This is a genomic window from Paenibacillus spongiae (genome assembly GCF_024734895.1).
Taxonomy (GTDB): Bacteria; Bacillota; Bacilli; order Paenibacillales; family Paenibacillaceae; genus Paenibacillus_Z; species Paenibacillus_Z spongiae.
On record NZ_CP091430.1, the window covers coordinates 3,129,666 to 3,152,216 of the forward strand.

Below are 22,551 nucleotides of genomic sequence, written 5' to 3' on the forward strand. Positions count from 1 at the left end.
GAATTTATGATTCCGATAACATTTTCAATGATAATAACCTCTAATCTAATAGTGAAAGCGGCTATTCCATAAACTTTCGTAGGAGGTATGAAGGTGATTGGCGATCATGAATTCAAGAAGATGGACAGGAAGGAATTTCTGAAGAAAAGCGGCTTGGGCGCCTTGGCGCTTACGGCGGGAGCGACCGGTCTAACTTCAGACCTGTTTGCAGGCAAGGCTTTCGCAAATGGCAAGGACGAAGATGACGATCATGGGCAAAAGGACGAACGGCGATTTGGCGAGACCAAGCTTCATTTCGATTCGGATGGCAAGTTCAAAATCGTGCAGTTCAATGATACCCAGGATGATGAAGATATTGATCCCCGCACAGTACAGCTGATGGAACGGGTGCTGGATGCGGAGAAACCCGGATTTGTCGTCATGAACGGGGATAACATCACGGGCGGAACCGATACGCCGGATGAAGTGAGGAAGGCGATTAACAATATCGCCATGCCGATGGAGGAGCGCGGTATTCCTTGGGCAATCACCTTCGGCAATCATGACGAGGATTCCCTCGCGAACAGCGGCATGAACGAAGAAGCCATGCTGGGCATTTATCGCGCTTACAAATACAACCGGAACGATGCCGGCGCGAAAGGGATCACCGGTACGGGAAATATGAATCTGTTGATCGGCGGCGGACGCGGCGGCAAGGATCCGGTCTTCAACATGTGGCTGCTGGATAGCGGCCGATATGCGCCGAAGGAAATCGCCGGGCAAAATTTCCAAGGCTATCCGAGTTGGGATTGGCTGAGAATGAACCAGGTTAACTGGTATTACGAAACGTCTGTCGCGCTCGAGAAAAAATTCGGACGGAAAGTGCCGTCGCTCATGTTCATTCATATCCCGTTGTGGGAATACCGCTTCATGTGGTTCGCCAGCGTGGACGGCAGGACGGAGGCGGATCATGCCAGAGCCGTCATCAAGCACGGCATCATTGGTGAACGGAACGAAGATGAGTGCCCTGGTCCGATTAACAGCGGTATGTTCTCCGCCATCCTCGACCGCGGGGACGTCAAAGGCGTATTTTGCGGACATGACCATGTCAACACCTACTCCGGCAATTACTACGGCGTCATGCTCGGATATTGCGGCAATACCGGATTTGGCACTTACGGTCTGAGCGGGGCCGAACGGAACCGGCTTCGCGGCGCCCGTGTGTACAATCTGCAGGCAAACGGGGGCGACGTGAACGTCGAAACCCACATGGTGTTCGCGAAAGACTACGGCATCGATCTGATCGATCCGGTTACGCTGGCGCGTAACGCCGATCCGGGGCTCGTCCCGGATGAGGGTCGGAATATATTGAAGTAATATGTAGTGGAACCAGCATGAGCATGGGAAGAACCTTATCCCCATATATGCTATAACGAATAGATTCGCTGGGGCGGATCACTCAGACTGTCGAGAAAGCTCTCGACAGTCTGTTTTTGTTGCAAGTTTTCATTTAATTGTTATATTTCCAGATGTTGTTCGGAGCTGCACATGATATGAGCCATCACCGGTTTGCCCCTGCGTCTTTCGGTTATTTTGCTGAAGATTATCCAGAGGAATAACAGCAGTTGTGAGGATGATTATATAAGATTACGTTATGTCAGGATCAAGCTATAATTTAGCGAACCTTTTTTTCAAAAAGCGCTTGAAAGTGACGCAACGTCATTTTGTATAATGAACCCAATGAGCAGGGAGAAGAGATGAATGATACAAAAGGGATGATGGATATGAAACAAGGAGATATCATTATTTATGCATGCGTCATAATCGGAGCAGGGATTGGACTTGTGCTTGATCAAGCATTACCTGGAGTATTAGTCGGATTAGGGCTGGGATATTTAATTAAATATGCTGCATACAAAGATAATGAAAATTAATATTTATCAATCGTTGGAGGTATCTGGAATTGATTCACATTAATGAAGTCGCGAAACAAACCAAGATCACGGTCAGAACGCTTCGGTATTATGATCAGATCGGATTATTGACAGCCTCATCCAAAACGGAAGGCGGACATCGCTTATATTCGGAGGAGGATTTAAAAAAGCTTCAATATATTCAATTTTTAAAAGGAATGGGTTACAGTTTGCAAGATATTATAGGAATGCTATCCGACTCGAAATGGAATTGGTCGAATAGTTTGAAAGGCCAGCTAGGCTATATCATTGAAGAGCATAAAAGATTGAAAAGCATAGAGTCATCTCTGCGGGAATTAATAAATGGCATTGCAATCGAAGGCGGGGATGAACGTCTTGCGGTACAGAAGCTTATTCAGTTATCGAATCAAAATAATAAAAGAATGCTGACCTTCAAGGAGAGCATGTTTAACGACAAAGAAATGGAGAACTGGACAAAGCTTCCAAAGATGAATGGAGAAGATCCAGATTCGATGGAGTGGATTGCTTTGCTAGGTCAGATCAAACGGCTTATGAAGGAGAAGGACGATCCTGCCTCATCAAAAGTGCAAAACATCATACGGCGCATGCTGGAAAAGCAAGCGGAGGAATTCAAAGGTGATGATGACTTTATGGATAAATTATGGGAATTAAGGAAATCTCCGAAGCAATCGGAGATGCTCGGTCTTTATCCGATTGAAAAGGATATTCTTGATTTTATGGAACGAGCGTTTGATATTCACATTGCTTCCCGGCAAGACTCTCCCATGCAAGGAGGAGAGTCATGAGTCTTGAAATGATTGTAATGGTAGGGGGATTGGCAATATTAGATACGCTCAGTCCGGCAACGTTGGGGGTAACCGTATATTTGCTTTTAACGGAAAGAGAACGATTATGCTCACGATTAATGATTTATTTAGCAATGGTTGCGCTGTTTTATTTTTTTGTGGGTGTTGCTTTCATGCTTGGCTTGGATGCTTTACTGGCTGCTTTCTCGTCCATCTTTCATAATCGCGTCGTGAGCTGGGTAATGTTGATTATAGGGGGGATTCTATTTATAGCCAGCTTTTACTATCCGAATAACAAACGATCGGAATTGCCAAGGCCGAAGACTAGAAGCAAGGCATCCATGATTGCACTCGGGTTGACGACATCATTGATTGAAGTGGGTACGGCAATTCCTTATTTTGCAGCGATCGGTCTGATGACTACCTCGAATTTAGCCGTTTATCAATGGCTCCCGATTCTAGCCGGCTATAATTTCATTATGATACTGCCGCCATTAATCGTGTTTACATTGCACTTAATATTAGGGCGATTGATGCAAAGACCATTGGAAAGGCTTCGAATCAAGCTTTCGAAGCATTCAGGATCGGCTATTTCGTGGATCATGTGTATCGTCGGATTGATTATGATTGTGAATAGTCTGGACTATTTGTAAGAGTCGGGTACAAGTGGTGCATATATTTGGAAGTCTTTGTTGTGATGTTTTTTAAGCTGAATTGGTGTAAAATCAACGATGGCTCTGACACGTTTGTGAAGCAGGCTGATGGGTGTTAGTTCACTTTTATTCCGATCACGCAACGAAACACGGATAGCGGGTTTTGCGATTAAGTCCTCCAATTAGAGGACTTTTGTCTTTTCTGGCGCTGCGGCTCAAAGATGACCTGGGACTGTACGGTGAACCATACAAAACGGGAAAGTCACTTTTGGATAAACCCGGAAATGGGGCATACTAGAGGAAAAGCAGCGTTAGGTAAAGGGTATTGGCGCATTTTATCGTTTGGAGAGGAAAGTAACATATGGACATCAAGAACAGTCAGAAGAAACAAGAAAAGAAACAATTAGTGCGCGGGTTGAAAGCCCGCCATATGACGATGATTTCGCTTGGCGGATCGATCGGAACGGGGCTGTTCCTGGCAAGCGGCGGCGCAATTCATACGGCGGGACCTGGAGGAGCGCTGCTAGCGTATGCGGCGATTGGGTTTATGGTGTATTTTCTTATGACCAGTCTTGGCGAAATGGCGGCTTATATGCCCGTGTCAGGCTCATTCAGCACTTACGCGGGAAGATTCGTCGATCCGGCATTCGGTTTCGCGCTTGGCTGGACGTATTGGTTTAATTGGGCGATTACGATCGCCGCGGAAATCTCGGCTGCGAGTCTCATCGTGAAATACTGGCTGCCCGAGACGTCTTCACTGCTCTGGAGTGCCCTGTTTCTCGGCATTATTGTGTTTATCAATTATTTGTCGGTCCGGGCATTCGGCGAGTCGGAATATTGGTTCTCCATCATAAAGGTCGCAACCGTCCTTATTTTCATTGGTGTCGGGCTTCTGATGATTGCAGGCATTATGGGAAATCACGAAGCGGGATTTCAAAATCTGACGATAGGCGATGCTCCCTTCCATGGCGGCTTTATGGCGATGCTGGGCGTATTCATGACGGCAGGATTCTCATTTCAAGGAACGGAGCTGATCGGCGTTACCGCAGGGGAAAGCGAGAATCCGGCGGAAAATGTGCCGAAGGCGGTCAAACAAATTTTTTGGCGCATCCTGCTGTTCTACATCCTCGCGATCTTCGTGATCGGCACGCTCATTTCGTATCAAGATCCGATGCTGCTTAATGCGGATATAACGAATATTTCCGTCAGCCCATTCACGATTGTCTTTGAAAAAGCAGGCTTCGCCTTCGCGGCTTCGGTGATGAACGCGATCATTCTGACCTCCGTCTTGTCGGCAGGCAGTTCCGGTTTGTATGCTTCCACCCGTATGCTGTGGGCGCTGGCCAAGGAGGGCAAGGCGCCTGCTTGGCTGAAGCGCCTGGATCGACGCGGCATTCCAATCGCTTCACTGGTCGTTACGGCTTCGATCGGGACACTTGCATTCCTTGCCTCGCTGTTCGGGGAAGGCGTCGTCTACATCTGGCTGCTTAACGCTTCCGGCATGTGCGGGTTCCTCATCTGGCTTGGGATCGCGATAAGCCATTACCGGTTCCGCAAAGCGTTCGTCGTCCAAGGCTACAGTCTGGACGAGCTGCCTTACCGGGCCAGGTGGTTCCCGTTCGGGCCGATCGTAGCGTTTGTCATCTGTGTGATCGTGATTGTCGGTCAGGGTTATTCCATGTTCCGAGAGGGAAATGTTAATGTATATGGACTAGCCGCGACGTATATTGGGCTTCCGCTGTTTGTCGGCGTATTTATCGGATACAAAATGAAGCATCGTACGCGTCTGATCCCGCTTCGGGAGTGCCGGATTAAGGACGAATACTAATGCTTGGCCTGCTGCAGCGGTTGAAAAGACCTCTAAGACCTCCGGTTTTAGAGGTCTTTGTTATACGAATCGATAGATTGGCGTGTGAAGCGACGAACGGCTGAGCGACGGGCGCAGTTGTAGGCTGGTACAGCCAGCAGCAGACGATAAGCATCTATAGTGATGAGTTTATGAAGGTAAAGGGAGTTGCCAAGCCGGCTGCGCAAGCTGAAGCGAATAGAGGCGTTCCAGCCGCGGGCAATCAGCTTCCCCGATGGCGGGCTTGACGCTCTCAACTGCCCAGGGATAAATGTTTGACCTATGAATCGAGGGAAACCAGCTTCTCCTGAGCAATGGTGAAACGTATTCGTTCAAGGTCAACTCGGCAACCGAACTGGAAATTGGCGGAGATGAATATACGAAAAAGTATAAGGATGGAACAACCAAACAATATCTGTTCTTCTTGCCCGAACAGCCAAACGTTAATATGCTGCGCATTGGCGGCCGCGATTATTTGATCGAGGAAGCGGATGGAACCAACGGCAGCACCGGCTCTAAGCCGCAGGAGCAGCAGCCTTATCCGGATCTTCTGACGTCGGAGAAGATCGCCCAAAAGAGTGACGATGCGGCTCTCCAAAGCTGCTTGGAAAGAAAGCATGGTGCTGGCTCGTTAAAAGGGAGACCTCAATGATGAGGGCTCTCTTTGGTTCTTAATCCGGTCACTGTAACAGCTGCGCGCAAAGGAAACGTCCGGAGGCTAACAGGGGACAGGCTATGATGGTGAATTTTATTTTAAATATTCCTTTACAGGAATATTCCGAGTAGTGTATATTTAAATCAACCGGAAGATGAACCTAGTGATGAAGGAGATGAGATTATACCGAGTGACCATCACATAACGAGGTGAACGGCATGTCAGGGAAGTATCCAGGCATGGACATGGCAACGCTGAGCGCATTGGCAGAACCGAACCGCATGGAAATCGTCGAACTGTTGCGCGGCGGTCCTCTGACCGTGGGAGAGATCGCCGATCGGCTGGGGCTTCGCCAGCCCCAAGCCTCGAAGCATTTGAAGGTGCTTTGCGACAACGGAATTCTGGAAGTGAAGGCCGAAGCCAACCGGCGGATCTACAAGCTCCGGCCCGAGCCCTTCCAAGCGCTGGATACATGGGCGAAATCATTCCTGCGCGTCATGGAAGACAGATTCGACAAACTGGAAGACTACTTGAAGGAACTGCAGAACAAGGATGAATCCTAAAAAAACTAATGGCTGAGGAGGAGTAACAATGTCTGACAATGCAATGGTTTCGAGGGTAGAGAACGATCGGGTGCTCGTGCTGGAGCGCGTGTTCGACGCGCCGCGCGAGCTCGTGTTCAACATGTTTAAAGAGGCGGAGCATCTCAAGCATTGGTGGGGAGCGAAGGGCTGGGAGCTTCCGGTTTGCAACATCGATTTCCGTCCGGGCGGCGTATGGCATTACTGCATGAAGTGCATCGATCAGAACCTGGGCGAGTATTACGGCATGGAATCTTGGGGTAAAGGCGTGTATAAGGAAATTGTCGAGCCGGAGAAGATCGTCTATACCGATTACTTCTCGGATGCCGAAGGCAATGAGAACGAGAATATGCCATCGACCGTAATCAAGCTTGAATTCATCGATCTGGGCGGCAGGACGAAGCTGGTCAACCGCGCAGAATATGCGTCCGCGGAAGCCCTCAAGACCATTACGGACATGGGTGCTTTGGAGGGCATAGCCGAAACTTGGGAGCGTCTGGAGAAGCGCTTGAACGAGGTCAAGTAAGGAAAGTTAGGGACGGCCGCCGGGCTTGAGAGCCGGCGGCTGTTTTTTGTTGGCACGACGCACCTCTCTGCTCCGTGGAACGAGGTTTTCCCGGAGCTTGTTCGTCCGCCGGCGCGCCGCGGTTCATCTTGGGCCGGTATAACCGAATCTTGCGGAAATTTCTGCGGAAGCATCGCGGATCATTTCCCCGATTTCGACAACGCGTTCGTTGGGTAGCCGCCACTTTGGACAGGAGACGCCGAAGGAGGCGATCGGTTCTGCCTCGACGAGCGAGATCGGGAAATAGGCAATAATCGCTTTGCCGACACCCGTGCAGTACAGCGGATTGCACAGCCCGCTCTGTCAAAAATTACAAAATATTCAAAATAGGATAACGTATATTTAATAAAAGTATCCTAAAATATTCATGTATTTAAGAACAAAGGTGGTGATAGAAAGAAAATCTTACTTGTTTTTAAGATTGTTAACTATATTAATCATAGTATAGGGAGTTGATGAAGATGAAGAAAAAACAAGCAATGTTAGCAGGCGTTTTGTCGGTTCTTGTCTTGGGAAGCACTCAGTTACCTTATGAAACAAGCGCAGAGAAGAATTCAAACGCCGGTTCCTTTTCTGCGGAAAGCCCTTTTGTGCTCCCCAAAGAGTACGAACAAGTGTGGATTATGAATGAAAAAACGGATGGAGACTTCCTCGATTTCCCGGGTATGAACGTGTTAAATGAAACAGGCGATCAAGCAGGCCGGTATCTTTATCGAACCCACCAGCTAAACCATAACGCAGCAGTTAGTGTCACTGATTTATCAGGCCGAGAAGAGACAAAAATTATTTTCCAAAGAGAAGATTTGGAAGAACTGGATGAATTGGTATGGACGCCATGGGGCACTGTGCTTACAGCCGAAAATATATCAAACGCAGCACATCCGGATCCGAATGTTCCAAATGCCGTGCACGGTCTGATATATGAAATAAACCCTGCTGACGGATCGGCCAAGGCACTGCCGGCACTGGGATCCCTTTCACATAAAGGAATCCAATTGGATGCAAACGGGAACGTATATTTGACCGATTATGATCGTAAAGGCACAATCTATCGGTTTGTTCCCGAGCAACCTGGAGACCTTACAAGCGGACAGCTTTATGCATTGCGTACCGTTAAAAAGCAGAAGGACAAGGATATTACTGCTGAATGGGTAGCGCTTGACAAAGAGCAGGTCCTTAAGGATGCGCGTTCTGCAGCAGCAAAGCTCAAAGCGGCAGATTATAAGTTTCCAGGCGATATGGCGATCAAGGAAAATACACTTTATGTCGCTATTACGGGAGAAGATCGCGTTCTTTCCATATCGCTTGATGAGATGCCTATTGTGCACAACTTTATCCAAGCTGGTGATATTACCTCCAAAAAAGATTTTCATAACCCAAGCTACCTGACACTCGATAATGAAGGCAATCTATGGATAGCGGAAGATAACGAGTTCGCTGATGTATGGCTTGCCAAGTTTGATGATAATAACGACGGAACAGCCGACAGTGTTGAACGATTCGCTTCGTTGTCCGATAAGAATGCCGTTCCCACAGGTTTATACTTTGATCCTGTAGGTAGCTTCGCGCCCTCCGATAGTCAGAAGCTATTCTTGAATATTAAAAATGCAAAGGATGGGAATGACAAAACATTCGTCATTCGAAAAAAACCGAATGCCGATCTTCAACCTGAGCCGACCCGATGGATGAATGCCGAAATGCCGGATCAAGGGGCTGCGGATCCCATCGTTTCCGCGCATCGCGGGGCACCTTGGTTAGCGCCTGAAAATACGCTCGACTCCTATCGGTACGCTTTTGCATACGGCGCGGATCTGGTCGAGGTCGACGTCCGGGAGACGAAGGATGGCAAACTTGTTTCGTTCCACGATTCAACGGTCGACTCCAAGACGGACGGCACCGGTCGTATATCGGATATGACTTATGACGAAGTCCGCGCGTTAAATGCTGCCGATAACGATCAATGGCTGGGAAGCGAGTACGACCCTGCCCAAGTCGCATCGATTGAAGAAATCCTGGAACTCGCGGAGCAAGTCGGCGGTGGAATCGAGTTCGACATTAAAGAAATTAGCGATCCGGGAAAATTGGCGAATCTTGCGGCGCAATACGACGGGGTTATCGAACGCTCGATCTTTAACTCAAGCGATATTCGAATTAAACAAGCTCAGCCAGAGGCGAAACTAATCTATAATCGAAACCGTTACGAGACGCCGGGAATGTTATATTTGCTAGGTTCTTATTATTCGGTGTATGGATCCAGATTGGACGAATATACGCCTGAAAGCATCATTGCGATTCACGATGCCGGCGGTATCGTAATACCTCACTCCTACGATTTCGGCCCGGAACTGGAAGGCCAAACCTTTTTGAACGGACGCGCCATAGGAATCGACGGGGCACAAACAAATCAGACGGATGTCATACTGGATGTGCTTGATACACCGGTGGTTACATCGATTTCAGTCGAAGGCGGAACGTTAACGGCCCGTCTCACGAATGCTTCCAACGGAATGGGGATTCCTCTCAAACCGCTCATCGTGGAGAAGGGATCCGAAAGAATCGAACTTACCACTTCCGTTGGCGGAGCGATCCATCTGCCGGAAGGCTGGAACGATGCGCGAATTTCATTTGCAGGCGATGCTACCGCACAACCTAGCACATTTGATGGGAGCACGCTATAAGTTGTTCATACCGCTGATTCAGCACGAATCGAAAACAGGCTGCCGATATGCTCGGCAGCCTGTTTGACATGGCCAGATATCTATACCTCAAATCCGATAACGCAAAAAAATTTCGGCTCTTCAATTTGAACCATTTACACTATTTTGAAAAAATGTATATATATCATCATTTCTGATATGCCATTCATTTGTTTTTCCAATTGCTCATTCAGCTTCTGAAGAGCCACTTTGAAGGAGCGTTCAATCGAAGTCAGATCATGTATCTCTAAAGCTTCAAGCAACTGTTTCATGCTTTCAATGAAAAAGACGGTTTTCCTTAAACTGCTTAGCACAATAATCTTTTTTAATTCCCTCGATGTAAAGACTCTATATCCGTTTTCCGGATTCCGCTCAGCGCGAATAAGCCCCTCCTTTTCCCAATGTCGAATAGCGGATGGGTTTACACCAGCGATAACGGCGATCTCACCGATTTTCATTTCATCCGTGACCTGAATATTCCTATACATGGAGAAATCAGTTTGATGAATGAGGCTCATGACCTCCTCGATTCGTTGCTTCTCTACCTGAATGTTGTACTGTTGTAAATTGATCATCCAAAGTGCTTGTTCAACGTGACCTTTTTTTAATAAGTTCATGACATCGTAGGCGATAGGCAGATCGAATCCTTTGATCAAGGACCGTAAAGCAAGGAAAGCTTGAACATGCAACGGAGTATAATATCTTCTATTACTGGCTGTCCGAGGTACGTCAGGCACCAAATCGAGACTTTCATATCTTCGCAAGGTTGTGGTGCTGACATGAAGTCTCTTGGCCATCTGTTTCGGCGTAATGGTTTTGTCCATCTGCGACACCTTCCTTAAAGTCAAACTCTAAAGTACGGCAACAATATTATAAGAGGCAATAGCCGTCCACACAAGGATTCTGGTTATATCAAATGAAATCTTGCATGAATGTTATATGATCGAAGTTGGAATGAAAAACCGAGGAGGAAAACTTAATGGAAAAGGGTCATTTTGCTTTAACGTACCGGAACCTAAAGCCCGGCAACTTCATTACGTTCGGCACGTACCCGCAGTCTGCAGACGGTAAAGAACTGGCGATTAAATGGCGTGTTCTACAAAAATCAGGAAGCGAGCTGTTTGTTTTGAGTGAGTATATTTTGGACTGCAAGAGGTATCACGGCAAGAGCGCGGATCTGAAGTGGCGCGATTGCATGGAAATTACGTGGCATGACTGCGATTTACGCGAGTGGCTGAATGATGAATTCTATAACGCCGCATTTAATGCCGCCGAAAAGCAATTCATAAAGACGACTCCTTGCGCGGACAACGGAGAGGGCTGCCCGGATACGGAGGACAAGGTCTTTCTGCTTAGCGCTGCCGAGATAAGATTTTTATCTGAGATCCACGGCAAGGATTTGAGGCGCGCTGTTGGAACCGATTTTGCCAAGACGAAAAAGCCCGATGGATGCAGCTTATATGTATATGATAAAACGAACAAAGATAACTATATCATCAGAGACGGCGAAGAAGTTGGCTGTTCCTGGTGGTGGCTGCGAACGCAAGGAAACAAGCCTTCACGTGCGTTTTTTGCAGGTCCAGGTTGCAGTATTCGCAGCTATGGGAATAACAGTATAGACGGTTATGGTGTGCGTCCTGCTTTACATATGAATCTTCCATGATAAAGATGGAAAACGAGAAAATACCCAGCCAACCATGAATGTAAAGTGGAGGAGTAGGTCTTGTTTTCAAGGAGGTAAGACATGGATTGCATTTTACCGAAAGAAGCGGCGTTAAAGGTGAAACGGTGGCCTAAAGATACCATAGCTGCGGGTCGTCGTCATACCGTTGGTCTTAAATCTGACGGAACGGTGACGGCTGTGGGTGATAATAAATATGGCCAATGTAATGTAAGCAGCTGGCGCGGTATTGTGGCGGTCGCGGCTGGTAATGTTCATATGGCGACGAACACGGGTAATGCTCATACAATCGGGCTTAAATCGGACGGCACGGTGGCGGCTGTGGGTTGGAATAAGCATGACCAATGCGATGTAAACGGCTGGCGCGATATTGTGGCGGTTGCGGCGGGTTGGCGTCGTACCATCGGGCTTAGATCGGATGGCACGGTGGTGGCTATGGGTCGAAATAATGAAGGCCAATGCAATGTAAGCGGCTGGCGTGATATGGTGGCGGTAGCGGCAGGTGACTGGCATACCGTCGGGCTTACATCGGACGGCACGGTGGCGGGTGTGGGTAATAATCGGTATGGCCAATGCAATGTAAGCGGCTGGCGCGACATAGTGGCGGCAGCGGCGGGTTACCTTCATACCGTCGGGCTTAAATCGGACGGCACGGTGGTTGCTGTGGGCTGGAATAAGCATGACCAATGCGATGTAAGCGGCTGGCGCGGTATTGTGGCGATAGAGGCGGGTAGTAGTCATACCATTGGCCTTAAATCGGACGGTACCGTGGCGGCTGCGGGTTGGAATGAGCATGGCCAATGCAATGTAAGTGGCTGGCGCGATATTGTGGCGGTTGCAGCGGGTTGCGCTCATACTCTCGGCCTTAAATCGGACGGCACGGTGGTTGCTGTGGGTGATAATGAATATGGCCAATGCGATGTAAGCGGCTGGCACGGCATCCAACTGCCCGGCAATTAGTTTTCAATATTAATAGCTCAACTTTCCAAGCGGAAAAATGGAAAAAAAACGAATACCCAAAATTTTTATATGACCAGTCACAAAAACGGAAATGGCACCCGAAAAGGTGCCATTAATTATCTTTTACGATTGAAACAATTGATCCTGATATTTCTGAATGTCTCCGGCTCCCATAAACACAAGAATGGAATCGTTGTAGGTGGACATATCGGCTGCGATATTATCGGATAATAGGCGGGCATTCGGAATTCGCGATTGCAAGTCGCCGATCGAGACCGATCCGTTGCCTTCCCTCGCCGATCCGAAGATCTGGCAGAGGTAGACATCATCGGCGTCCTTCAACGAGAGGGCGAAATCATCGATCAGTTTTTCCAAACGGCTGAAGGTGTGGGGCTGGAAGATGCCGACTATCCTTTTGGAAGGATATTTGCTTCTAGCCGCTTCAAGCGTTGCTCTTATCTCGGACGGATGGTGCGCATAATCGTCGATAACAACGTTGCTGCCCCATTGTTTCTCGGAAAATCTGCGCTTTACGCCCGAGAATGTCGCCAGCTGGGCTTTGACGAGATCCATATCGCGGTCCAATACGAGTGCAACGCCAATAACGGCCAGCGCGTTGAGCACATTATGCTTTCCGAATACGGGGATCTTGAATTGTTGGATATTCGTATCTTTATAGTAAACATCGAATGTGACGCCGCTGCTATCCACGACCAGATTGGAGGCTCTCAGCTGGTTGTTCATTCCGAAGCCATAATACAGCGTGTCTGTATGGGCTCGCAGAAGACGGACCTGGGGATCATCCCCGCATGCGACGATATACTTGCCTGTCAACGAGGCCATCTCTTCAAAAGCTTGTCTAACGTCGTCAATATCCGCGAAGTAATCCGGATGGTCAAAATCAATATTCGTAATGACCGCTATGTCCGGCCGATAGGCAAGGAAATGGCGCCGATACTCACAGCTTTCGAACACGAATAAATCCGCATCGGGATTCCCCTTGCCGGTTCCGTCGCCGATCAGGCTGCATGGCGGCTCTTGGGCATGAAGGGCGTGCACCAGCATCCCCGTCGTCGTTGTTTTGCCATGTGCTCCTGTAATTGCAATACTTGTGTAGCCCTTCATCCATTCGCCCAGGAAATGGTGATAGCGATGAACGGGAATTCCAAGCTCCTTGCATTGAAGGACGGAGGGATGGTTGTCGTCATAAGCATTTGAGGCAATGACCGTCATGTTAGGCTTCAACGGTGCGTCTCCGAAAGCGTAAAGCGGAATATTGCGCGAGTCGAGCGGCACTTGGGTGAAGAGATGCGATTCGATGTCCTCCCCCTGAACATGATGTCCAAGGTCGGAGAGGATTTGTGCCAAAGCACTCATTCCGCAGCCTTTTATACCGATAAAGTGAAAGTTGTCCATAGTGACCTCCAGAATACGTAATCGTGATAGTATATGTCGTTAAACCGAATGTGCGAATGCCCATAAACCAATTATACAAGTCCCTCAAATAATTTCCACTCGGGATCAACATAAGAAAGGAAACCGGACGCATCCGATTCCCTCTCCCTTCGTGCTCAGCATGGTTTCTATGGAGTCAAGTGGGTGAAAATAATAGTGTCAACCATCCATTTATCTTGGATATATTTCACCGTGATCATCCGTTCGACACTATTCGCAGCGATGTCTTTAGGCGAGCCATATTGCGTAACGGTGCCTTTCTTCTCATCGGAATGAATATAAGCGACATCCGTGAACGGAACGTTAACGTACAATCCTTTATCTTGAATGATTTTATTGATGAAGGCGTCCGTGAAATAGGGTTTGAAATGTGCCCGGATTTGTGAATAGGCGGCCAGGTTGGTGGCTTCGTTGACTTTCTTGATCAAAGCGTCGACGGTTCTTTGCGGAATTCGGGAATCGTTGAACGTGGACTCCGTAGTGATCCGAACGTGTTTCTCCCCCAATGTAACGTCGGCCGTCCGGCCCAACGAATTCCATGATACCGTCCCTCCGAGAGACTGACTGATAAATCGGAAGGGTATATAGGTTACCGGCTGCGACATAGCGTATGGGTACCAGCGTACGTTCTTGGACCACTTTGCCTTTAATCACGAAGGGCTGATCGTTTGCAAAGCTTTGACCTGGCAGGAATGCTGAAGCAGTCAGGACAAGACCCAGAAAGGCTGCAGCAATCTTCTTCATTCTTCAGAATCCTCCATACCGCATGAATGTGTTATTGATCGTGATACAGCATTAGACGCCTCGGATGTGAAAAGGTTGCTGGATACTTTCTGGGAATACCGTCGAGGGCGATCTAGTGTCCGTCAAACCGTGATCATAGGAGGAACTTGTAGGATGATGTCACACCTATTGTCAGACGCTTCCCGACTCGTCATAGGCGAGGAATAGTCTATAAACCCTTTATTTGGCGAATAAAATGAATGGTCTAATAATCAATATGTATGATATGACTTAATGTGATTCTCTCAAAACAACGCAATAATCGACGAAAACACCATATTTAATAAGGAAATGATCGCCAAAAAATGACTTGACTAATGTATTATTGTATAGTATCGTCTTTTGTGAAAAGGCTTACATAAAAGGTTCAAAAAAGAAGTAATGGATAATATTTATATTTTTTAAATACAAATAATACAATAGGAAATCATGCTTGATGCTGACCATTCATGCGAGTACCCCAGCGATAGACGGTCGGGAAGCAATGAAAGGAGCGTAACCATGACATGGGCAGCTTAAGTTGTCGGCACATTTACAAATACTATAAGGGCGAGCAGCGGCCGGCTGTGAAAGACTTCAATTTGGAAGTGTCCGAAGGCGAATTTCTTGTACTGGTGGGTCCTTCCGGCTGCGGGAAGTCGACGATGCTTCGAATGATTGCAGGGCTTGAGCCGATATCTGAAGGGGATCTGTATATCGGCGAGCGATACGTCAATTATGTATCGCCGAAGAATCGGGATATCTCCATGGTATTCCAGAATTACGCCTTATATCCGAATCTGTCCGTGTATGAGAACATCGCCCTGGGGCTGAAGCTTCGCAAGGTTGCGAAGCATGAAGTGGAGCTGAAGGTGAACCGGACGGCGAAGATACTGGAAATATCGCACCTGCTGGATCGGCTGCCCAGTCAGCTCTCCGGGGGGCAGAAGCAGCGCGTAGCTCTGGGAAGGGCCATCGTTCGTGAGCCGCAGGTGTTTCTTATGGATGAGCCCTTGTCTAATCTCGATGCGAAGCTGCGAGCGCAGACCCGGGCGGAAATTATGAAGCTCCATAGCCAGCTGAAGACTACGACCGTCTATGTGACTCATGATCAGACGGAAGCGATGACAATGGGGACGCGGATTGTCGTCATGAAGGACGGGGAAGTCCAGCAGGTAGCACCACCGCAGATCATGTATGACCATCCCCGCAATTTATTCGTAGCCGGCTTTATCGGGAGTCCCCAGATGAATTTTATTCCAGGTGCCGTTACGCGCCGGGAGGACAGCTATTGTTTTGAAACCAAGCGTATCCTGTGGGAGCTGCCTCAGCGGTATGTGCCGTCGCTGAAGTCGGCCGCCTCTAATCTTCGGCAGGTTGTGCTCGGCATTCGGCCGGAGCATATCGGCGCCGACGTGGAAACCCGGAACAAATATCCGTGCGGAATAACGGCAGGAAAGATTGAGATGATTGAGCTCATGGGCTCGGATACGTTCCTGTTCGTGAATATTGGCGAGTCAACCGTCATCGTCCGAACGGAAGCGGGCAGCTCTCACGCCATTGGGGACCAGACCGAAATTGCCTTCCGGTTGGACCGGATTCATCTGTTTGACGCCGAACAGGGAGGCAGCCTGACTTCGCAAGGAGTAACAGGCCTATGAGGTTCGTACGAAACAAGAAGCTCGTCATTGCTGCAGCAGTTATCGCTGTTTTCGCACTCTTCATCCTATACCGCTTATTCTTCGTAACGGGGGAGCATTATCCAGTTCTCGCAAGCAGCGTGATTGAAGAGCACGCGAAATCCGATGGAACGCCCAGCTATTACACCTATCAGAAGGAATGGAAGGATCAAGCCCGATCAACGGCATCTACTAAGAACATTATGATCGATGCCGCTTCCTATTCGAACAAATCCGATGATGCACCGCTATCGACAGCCTATCATGAAGAAGCAGGGAAGCGGGTTCTCCAGTGGGAAGGCGCCGCAGGATGGGTGGAATGGGTGGCGGACATTCCGGAAGAAGGCCTGTATACGCTGAGCATTGCCTATGTCCCATTGAAAGGCAGCTATTCCGGCATTATACGCGGCATACAAGTGGATGGGGAATACCCCTTCGCCGAAGCGGAACGAATTCTGTTACAGCGCAATTGGAAAGATGCGGCATATCCTTACCAACGCGACAAGCTTGGCAATGAACTGCGTCCCGTACAGCTCGAGCTGGAAGGGCTGAAAACCGAACCGATAACCGATTATTCTGTCTCCTCACTGCCATTAAGATGGCACTTCACCAAGGGCAAGCACATCATTCGGATGATTGGCTGGCGCGAGCCGGTTGCCTTGGATACCCTCACACTAACACCAACGCATGACATACCGGACTATGTCCGCTACTCACAGATGCATACCATCGCAGCAGAAAACAAATCATGGTTTCAACGATACGAAGCAGAAGGGTACAACCGCAAGTCAGACCCGAGCATTCAGACGTCCTCCTACTCGGAGCCGTACATCTCACCGGACCCCAAGGGACGCATTGCTTACAACGTCATTGGAGGCGACCGCTGGAAGAAAGCCGGCGAGTGGCTGGAATGGGGCATCGATGTCCCGGAAGACGGCTATTACGAGCTGGATATGAAATATCTGCAATCCATGCAGCAGTCGAGCGTCTACCATACGTTCACGATCGATGGGGTAACGCCTTTCAAGGAGCTGCTTGGCTATGAGACGCCTGCCAATTCACACTTTCAGCTGCATACGCTGCAGGCGGAGGATGGTACGGCCTACCGGTTCTATTTGACGAAAGGAAGTCACACGCTGCGGATTACGGCCGATGCTTCGCCGGTCACGCCAGCCGTCTATGCGCTGCAGAATTTACTGCGGGATCTAAGTGTCCTCGATAAGAATTTACGCCGGATTACCGGGAATTACAGTGTGACCGGAGCGGATCAAGACTTGAACCGGACATGGGAAATCAAACGCTATGATCCGGACATCGAGCTGAAGCTTACCTCGTTAATCGAGAAGATGGAGGCGATATCGGCCTATGTGAATGGCTTGAGCGGACGCAAGACCGCCGTGTCTTCTATCCTGAATACCGCTTTGTATACCTTCAAGGACATGAGAGATGACGTCAACGAAATTCCGAATCAGATGAAGGAGTTTTCCAGCACGCAGAGCAGGCTTGGCGCCTGGCTCACGCAGATGGCCGAACAGAAGCTGATGCTTGACTACATTGTGCTTCGTACGCCGGATGCGGAAACCGGACTGAAGATTTCGAATGCCTTTACGAGAACGGCGTATATGGGGATGAATTTCTTCCGTACGTTCTATATGGATTACAGCCGAAAGTCGCTGAACAAGGATCAAGCGCTCACCGTATGGGTAAGCAGAGGCCGGGACTACGTCGATATCATGCAGGAGAAGATCGAGCAGCAATTTACGCCGCAGACGGGCATTCAAGTCAACGTCAATCTCATGCCGAACCCGAATGCGCTCATTCTGGGCAATGCCGCAGGGGATCAACCTGACGTAGCGCTCGGAATACCTTCCGAAACAGCCGTCGAATACGCCATGCGCGGAGCGATTGCGGATTTATCGAAGATGGAGGGCTTTGACGGGATCGCGAAGCGATTCCATCCCGGAGTGATGCTGGCTCATCAATACGACGGAGGCACCTATGCGCTGCCGGAGCTTCAGAACTTTCAGTTGTTATACTACCGGACCGATGTGTTCGAACAACTGGGCATTCAGCCTCCGGATACGTGGGAGGATGTCTTCCGGATCATGCCGACGCTGCTGGAGAAGGGGATGACCTTCTACTACCCGCCGGGCGACTTCACGACCATCTTCTATCAGAACGGCGCCGAATTTTGGGATGAGACGGGGATGAAGAACAAGCTGGGGGACGAGAAAGCCGTGAAGGCCTTCAAGCAGTGGACCGACATGTTCGTCAAGCACAGCCTGCCCTTGGAAATACCGGCATTCTTCGAACACTTCCGGCTGGGCGATCTGCCTATTGGCATTGGCGACCTGAGCACCTATGTCCAGCTTTCGGTTGCGGCCCCGGATATTGTCGGCCATTGGAGCGTCGCGCCGGTTCCAGGCATTCGCCAAGCGGATGGTGCCGTAGCGCGCTGGCAGCCGCAGGGCGCGGTGAGCGGAATGATTATGAAGAAGAGCGACAAGCAGAAGGAGGCATGGGAATTTCTGGACTGGTGGACGTCGGCTGCAGTTCAATCGGAGTTCGGCAACAGCATGGAATCGTTGTACGGCTTGGAGTATCGCTGGAATACCGCCAATGTGGAGGCGATGGCGACTATTCCATGGTCGGCTGCCGAGCTTGATACGCTTTATGAGCAAGGCCGATGGGTGAAGAACGTGCCTCTGGTGCCGGGTCATTATTTCCTCGGGCGGGAGCTTGGATTTGCATGGAACCGTACCGTTCTGACAGGCATGCCGTACATGGAATCGTTGGAGCAGGCCCGCATTGCGCTGCAGCGCGAGATGAGACGGAAGCAGGAGGATCTTGGCATACCAGTCGATACGGATCTCAATCTGGAGCCATATGTGAAGCCGTACCGGTATAAGAAGGGGGGAGAAGGAGTTGAATCAGCTGAAGACAGCCGTCCATAACTCAAGGTCCGCCCCCCTGTTTGTCCGGCGTCTGGAGCGAATGATCGGCAATGTTTGGCGGGATCGGGTTGCTTATTTCTTCATTGCGCCCTTTCTGATCTGCTTCGCGATCTTCATCCTGCTGCCCGTTCTGATGGCCGGATTGCTGAGCGTCACCTCATTCAACGGCTTCTCGTTCCCGAGGTTTATCGGATTCAATAATTATATTTCCTTGGTGACGCAGGATTTCGTGTTCATGAAGCACGCGCTGCCCAACACCTTCAAATTCGCTCTGCTCGTCGGTCCGGGCGGCTATATGCTGTCATTCATCTTCGCCTGGTTAATCACCCGTCTGCCCAAGCAAATTCGGGATGTATATACGCTGGCTTTCTACACGCCATCGCTGGCGGGCGGCATTGCGCTCGCCGTTGTCTGGGCGGCTGCGTTCAGCGGCGACAAGGTCGGCTATGTTAACAACCTGCTGCTGCGGCTCGGCATTATCGATTCCCCCCAGCTGTGGCTGGCGGATCCCAAATACTTGATGACGATCATGATTATCGTCAGTCTATGGACCAGCTTCAGCGTCGGCTTCCTGGCCATGCTCGCCGGACTGCAGACCGTCAACCCCGAGCTGTACGAAGCCGGGAAAATCGACGGAATCAAAAACTCGCTGCAAGAGGTGTTCTATATTACCGTTCCTTCAATGAAGCCGCAGATGTTATTCAGCGCGGTCATGACGATTGTAGGAACGTTGAAGGCAGGCGCGATATCGACACAATTGACCGGCGCGGTGATCACGCCCTCTTATGCCGGACATCTGTTCATCAATCATATTGACGATTATGCCTTTATCCGATTCGAGCTTGGTTATGCGTCATCCCTCTGCGTCGTGCTGCTGATCGTCAGCTATGCCGTGATGAAGCTCTGCTACCGATTGTTCGCGCCGAAGGGGGATGAGTAGTCATGCGGCTTAGTATGAGAAGACTTTCGCTATCGGGCGTGCTGCTCACTTCCGGCTTGACCGGACTTGCGCTGTTTATGCTCATTCCGATCGTGTACATTTTCAACCATGCCTTCAAGCCGCTCGACGAGATGTTCCTGTTCCCGCCCCGCATTCTGGTGCAGGAGCCGACGACGGTCAATTTCGAAAAGCTGTTCTTTGCCACCTCCGGCGATGTCGTCCCGTTTACCCGGTATTTGTTCAACAGCATCATGATTGCGGCGGTCACGATCTTGTGCGTCATTACGGTCAGCTCGATGGCCGGATATGCGATTGCGAAGCTGAGATTCGGTTTGAAGGGGCTTATTATGAGCCTGATCTACGTCTCGCTCATGTTCGCCGCAGAGACCGTATCGATTCCAAGGTATCTGATTATCAGCGGGCTGGGCATCAACGATACGTATTTCGCTCATATTCTGCCGTTTCTTGCTTCGCCGGTCGCGGTGTTTCTCATGATGGCGTTCATCGGCCAAATCCCGAATGATCTGATCGAAGCTGCTAAGCTCGACGGGGCATCCGAGGCAGCCGTCTTCAACCGGATCGTCATGCCGCTTGCGGCGCCGGCCATCGCCACGATCGCGATTCTGACCTTCCAAAGCGTGTGGGGCGATGTGGAGGCATCGACATTGTACGTTCAGGATGAGGCGTTGAAGAATATCGCCTACTATGTGCAGACACTCGTCAGCGGGGCTCAGAATAATGTCGCCGGCCAAGGCATGATGGCAGCCGCATCCTTATTGATGTTCCTGCCCAATTTGCTCATCTTCCTCATCTTCCAGAAGCGGGTTATGCAGACCATGCTTCATTCCGGTGTCAAATAACGCAGAAATTGGATGAATCTACTGGAGGAGGTGGTATTCAAGGTCGCTGATTTACGGATTCAGGATAATCTATTTCAAATCCAAGGATTGGGGGAGTAAGCATGGCTTTCAATAAAAGAGTCGTCTTCCTGCTCTGCGTCTCGATGCTTCTGAGCGTCTTTCTCGCAGCCTGCAGCGGGAATAATAAGCCGGCTAATACGGGTACGGCAGCGGACAACAAAGAGCAGACGCAGACGAATGAACCTACAGAAACGACTGAGCCCGATGAACCGGAACCGGTTGTAGAGGAGAAGCACGATCCGGTTACGTTAACGGTCATGAACTGGGGGGGAGACCTCGACTTCTTCACCACGCTGTATGAAGAGTTTACGAAGAAGTATCCCTGGATTACGGTGAAGGCATTCGGCTCCGGCGGCGGCGATGTCGAAGGGCTGTCCAAGCTGGCGGCGCTTCAGTCATCAGGCGAGCCGCCGGATATCGTATGGCCGCAGGCGATATCCAAATGGATGGAAGGCGGCAACCTCGAAGATTTGAAGCCTTACATGGAGAATGACGCCATTCTGCCTACGCTCGGCATTCAAGATGGATTCCTCGAATCATGGGAGATGGACGGGAAGATCTATGCGATTCCGTGGACGGATGATCCATGGCCGATCGTGATCAATAAAGACTTAATGGAAAAGCATGGCATGGAAATGCCGCCGAACGATTGGACCTATGAAGATTTCCGTGAAATGGCGAAGAAAGCAACCGACCCGAGCGCAGGCGAATATGGCGTATCCTTCAACGGCATATTCAAGACAGCCTTCACGAACTTGCTGCCGGTTGCCAACGGCCATGCCGGAGCCCGCGACTTTATGAACGAGGATTATACGCAAAGCATGCTGAACACGCCTGAAGTATTGGCCGATCTGAAATGGCTGAAGGATCTGTTTACCGTCGACAAAGTGATGATGGACGTTGAAACCTTCAATAAATCCGGTTATGCCGATATGGCGGATTTCCATGCGGGCAAAGCGCTGTTCAGCATTGCCCAACCGCTCAAGCAGCTCGATGATATGGTCGAATTCGAGTGGGATATTCTCCCTGCACCGCGAGGGACGGTTTCCCAGCCGGGGATCCGCAACACTTCACCGCTGGCGATGCTAAGCGCGTCCAAGAACAAAGAAGCGGCATGGCTGTTCATTCGTTTTCAATTCGAATACGAAGCCAACAAGTGGAGAATCGAGAATATCGGGTTCCCGTCCATGGTGAAGAACGAGGAGCTGGATAAGCTGCTGGAAAGCAAATATGAGGGACAGAATTACGAGGCGCTGACCATAAGCACGTCTTCTTGTTGTACCGGAATCGGGCCGGCGATATTCGATGGTCCAACCTACAGCGGAACGGTGGATCCGGCATTAATCGCGATGTTCCATGATAATAAAGATATCAGCTCTATCGTACCGGCTATTGAGGATTATAACAAACGTGCGGCGGATTACTGGAAGAGTATCGGCGTTATGAAATAGACAGGCAAGTAGGCAGGGGGTATGTACGGCAAGA

19 protein-coding genes and 1 pseudogene are annotated in these 22,551 nt (G+C 49.7%); 15 read left to right on the forward strand and 5 right to left on the reverse strand.

Translation table 11 applies throughout. From position 1 onward, the window contains the following. Positions 1–93 precede the first annotated feature (93 nt). The 5 genes from L1F29_RS14365 to L1F29_RS14385 all read left to right on the forward strand — a co-directional run bounded on the left by L1F29_RS14365 (position 94) and on the right by L1F29_RS14385 (position 5,200). Positions 94–1,356, forward strand: coding sequence for a metallophosphoesterase family protein (locus L1F29_RS14365; RefSeq protein ID WP_258388984.1), 1,263 nt, complete (start codon positions 94–96; stop codon positions 1,354–1,356). Between the two features lie 380 nt (positions 1,357–1,736). Then, on the forward strand, positions 1,737–1,913 hold the full coding sequence (locus tag L1F29_RS14370; RefSeq protein ID WP_258389909.1) for a hypothetical protein: 177 nt from the start codon (positions 1,737–1,739) through the stop codon (positions 1,911–1,913). Between the two features lie 29 nt (positions 1,914–1,942). Next, on the forward strand, positions 1,943–2,719 hold the full coding sequence (locus L1F29_RS14375; protein WP_258388985.1) for a MerR family transcriptional regulator: 777 nt from the start codon (positions 1,943–1,945) through the stop codon (positions 2,717–2,719). Further along, the gene (locus L1F29_RS14380) at positions 2,716–3,372 is read left to right on the forward strand and encodes a GAP family protein (RefSeq protein WP_258388986.1); all 657 of its coding nucleotides are present in this window, start codon (positions 2,716–2,718) and stop codon (positions 3,370–3,372) included. Before L1F29_RS14375 ends, L1F29_RS14380 begins: the two co-directional genes overlap by 4 nt. Before the next feature lie 361 nt (positions 3,373–3,733). After that, positions 3,734–5,200 (forward strand): amino acid permease, encoded by a 1,467-nt coding sequence (locus L1F29_RS14385; RefSeq protein WP_258388987.1) that lies wholly within the window; start codon positions 3,734–3,736, stop codon positions 5,198–5,200. Positions 5,201–5,498: 298 nt separating this feature from the next. Here L1F29_RS14385 and L1F29_RS14390 read toward each other — a convergent pair whose 3' ends face one another. Continuing rightward, positions 5,499–5,837 (reverse strand): hypothetical protein, encoded by a 339-nt coding sequence (locus tag L1F29_RS14390; RefSeq protein ID WP_258388988.1) that lies wholly within the window; start codon positions 5,835–5,837, stop codon positions 5,499–5,501. A gap of 254 nt (positions 5,838–6,091) precedes the next feature. On the opposite strand from L1F29_RS14390, the gene L1F29_RS14395 reads away from it, so the two are divergent. The 3 genes from L1F29_RS14395 to L1F29_RS14405 all read left to right on the forward strand — a co-directional run bounded on the left by L1F29_RS14395 (position 6,092) and on the right by L1F29_RS14405 (position 9,697). Next, positions 6,092–6,436 (forward strand): ArsR/SmtB family transcription factor, encoded by a 345-nt coding sequence (locus L1F29_RS14395; RefSeq protein WP_258388989.1) that lies wholly within the window; start codon positions 6,092–6,094, stop codon positions 6,434–6,436. A 28-nt stretch (positions 6,437–6,464) separates the two neighbouring features. Further along, the gene (locus L1F29_RS14400; protein ID WP_258388990.1) at positions 6,465–6,980 is read left to right on the forward strand and encodes an SRPBCC domain-containing protein; all 516 of its coding nucleotides are present in this window, start codon (positions 6,465–6,467) and stop codon (positions 6,978–6,980) included. 500 nt (positions 6,981–7,480) lie between these two features. Then, positions 7,481–9,697 (forward strand): glycerophosphodiester phosphodiesterase family protein, encoded by a 2,217-nt coding sequence (locus L1F29_RS14405; protein WP_258388991.1) that lies wholly within the window; start codon positions 7,481–7,483, stop codon positions 9,695–9,697. Positions 9,698–9,831: 134 nt separating this feature from the next. Here L1F29_RS14405 and L1F29_RS14410 read toward each other — a convergent pair whose 3' ends face one another. Then, entirely contained in the window at positions 9,832–10,539 is a 708-nt protein-coding gene (locus L1F29_RS14410; protein WP_258388992.1) for a MerR family DNA-binding transcriptional regulator, read from the reverse strand. 155 nt (positions 10,540–10,694) lie between these two features. Between L1F29_RS14410 and L1F29_RS14415 the strand changes: the two genes are divergently transcribed. Continuing rightward, on the forward strand, positions 10,695–11,378 hold the full coding sequence (locus L1F29_RS14415; RefSeq protein WP_258388993.1) for a DUF6273 domain-containing protein: 684 nt from the start codon (positions 10,695–10,697) through the stop codon (positions 11,376–11,378). Between the two features lie 81 nt (positions 11,379–11,459). After that, entirely contained in the window at positions 11,460–12,356 is an 897-nt protein-coding gene (locus L1F29_RS14420) for an RCC1 domain-containing protein (RefSeq protein WP_258388994.1), read from the forward strand. A gap of 123 nt (positions 12,357–12,479) precedes the next feature. Here L1F29_RS14420 and murC read toward each other — a convergent pair whose 3' ends face one another. The 3 genes and pseudogenes from murC to L1F29_RS34395 all read right to left on the reverse strand — a co-directional run. Continuing rightward, complete coding sequence (murC, locus tag L1F29_RS14425; RefSeq protein WP_258388995.1) at positions 12,480–13,772, reverse strand: UDP-N-acetylmuramate--L-alanine ligase; 1,293 nt, start codon at positions 13,770–13,772, stop codon at positions 12,480–12,482. Positions 13,773–13,939: 167 nt separating this feature from the next. Next, a complete protein-coding gene (locus L1F29_RS14430) occupies positions 13,940–14,317 on the reverse strand; it encodes a hypothetical protein (protein WP_258388996.1) in 378 nt (125 codons plus the stop codon). 21 nt (positions 14,318–14,338) lie between these two features. Then, positions 14,339–14,416, reverse strand: a pseudogene (locus tag L1F29_RS34395) (hypothetical protein); the annotation flags it as partial. 684 nt (positions 14,417–15,100) lie between these two features. Between L1F29_RS34395 and L1F29_RS14435 the strand changes: the two are divergent. The 5 genes from L1F29_RS14435 (at position 15,101) to L1F29_RS14455 (ending at position 22,517) form a co-directional block, all read left to right on the forward strand. Continuing rightward, entirely contained in the window at positions 15,101–16,234 is a 1,134-nt protein-coding gene (locus L1F29_RS14435; RefSeq protein WP_258388997.1) for an ABC transporter ATP-binding protein, read from the forward strand. Continuing rightward, positions 16,231–19,206: an extracellular solute-binding protein gene (locus L1F29_RS14440; protein WP_258388998.1), complete on the forward strand. Its 2,976-nt coding sequence runs from the start codon at positions 16,231–16,233 to the stop codon at positions 19,204–19,206. The genes L1F29_RS14435 and L1F29_RS14440 overlap by 4 nt, the downstream gene beginning before the upstream one ends. After that, positions 19,178–20,146, forward strand: a complete 969-nt coding sequence (locus L1F29_RS14445) for a carbohydrate ABC transporter permease (protein ID WP_258388999.1) — start codon at positions 19,178–19,180, stop codon at positions 20,144–20,146. The genes L1F29_RS14440 and L1F29_RS14445 overlap by 29 nt, the downstream gene beginning before the upstream one ends. A gap of 2 nt (positions 20,147–20,148) precedes the next feature. Then, on the forward strand, positions 20,149–21,006 hold the full coding sequence (locus L1F29_RS14450) for a carbohydrate ABC transporter permease (protein WP_258389000.1): 858 nt from the start codon (positions 20,149–20,151) through the stop codon (positions 21,004–21,006). 101 nt (positions 21,007–21,107) lie between these two features. Next, entirely contained in the window at positions 21,108–22,517 is a 1,410-nt protein-coding gene (locus tag L1F29_RS14455) for an ABC transporter substrate-binding protein (protein ID WP_258389001.1), read from the forward strand. Positions 22,518–22,551: the final 34 nt, after the last annotated feature.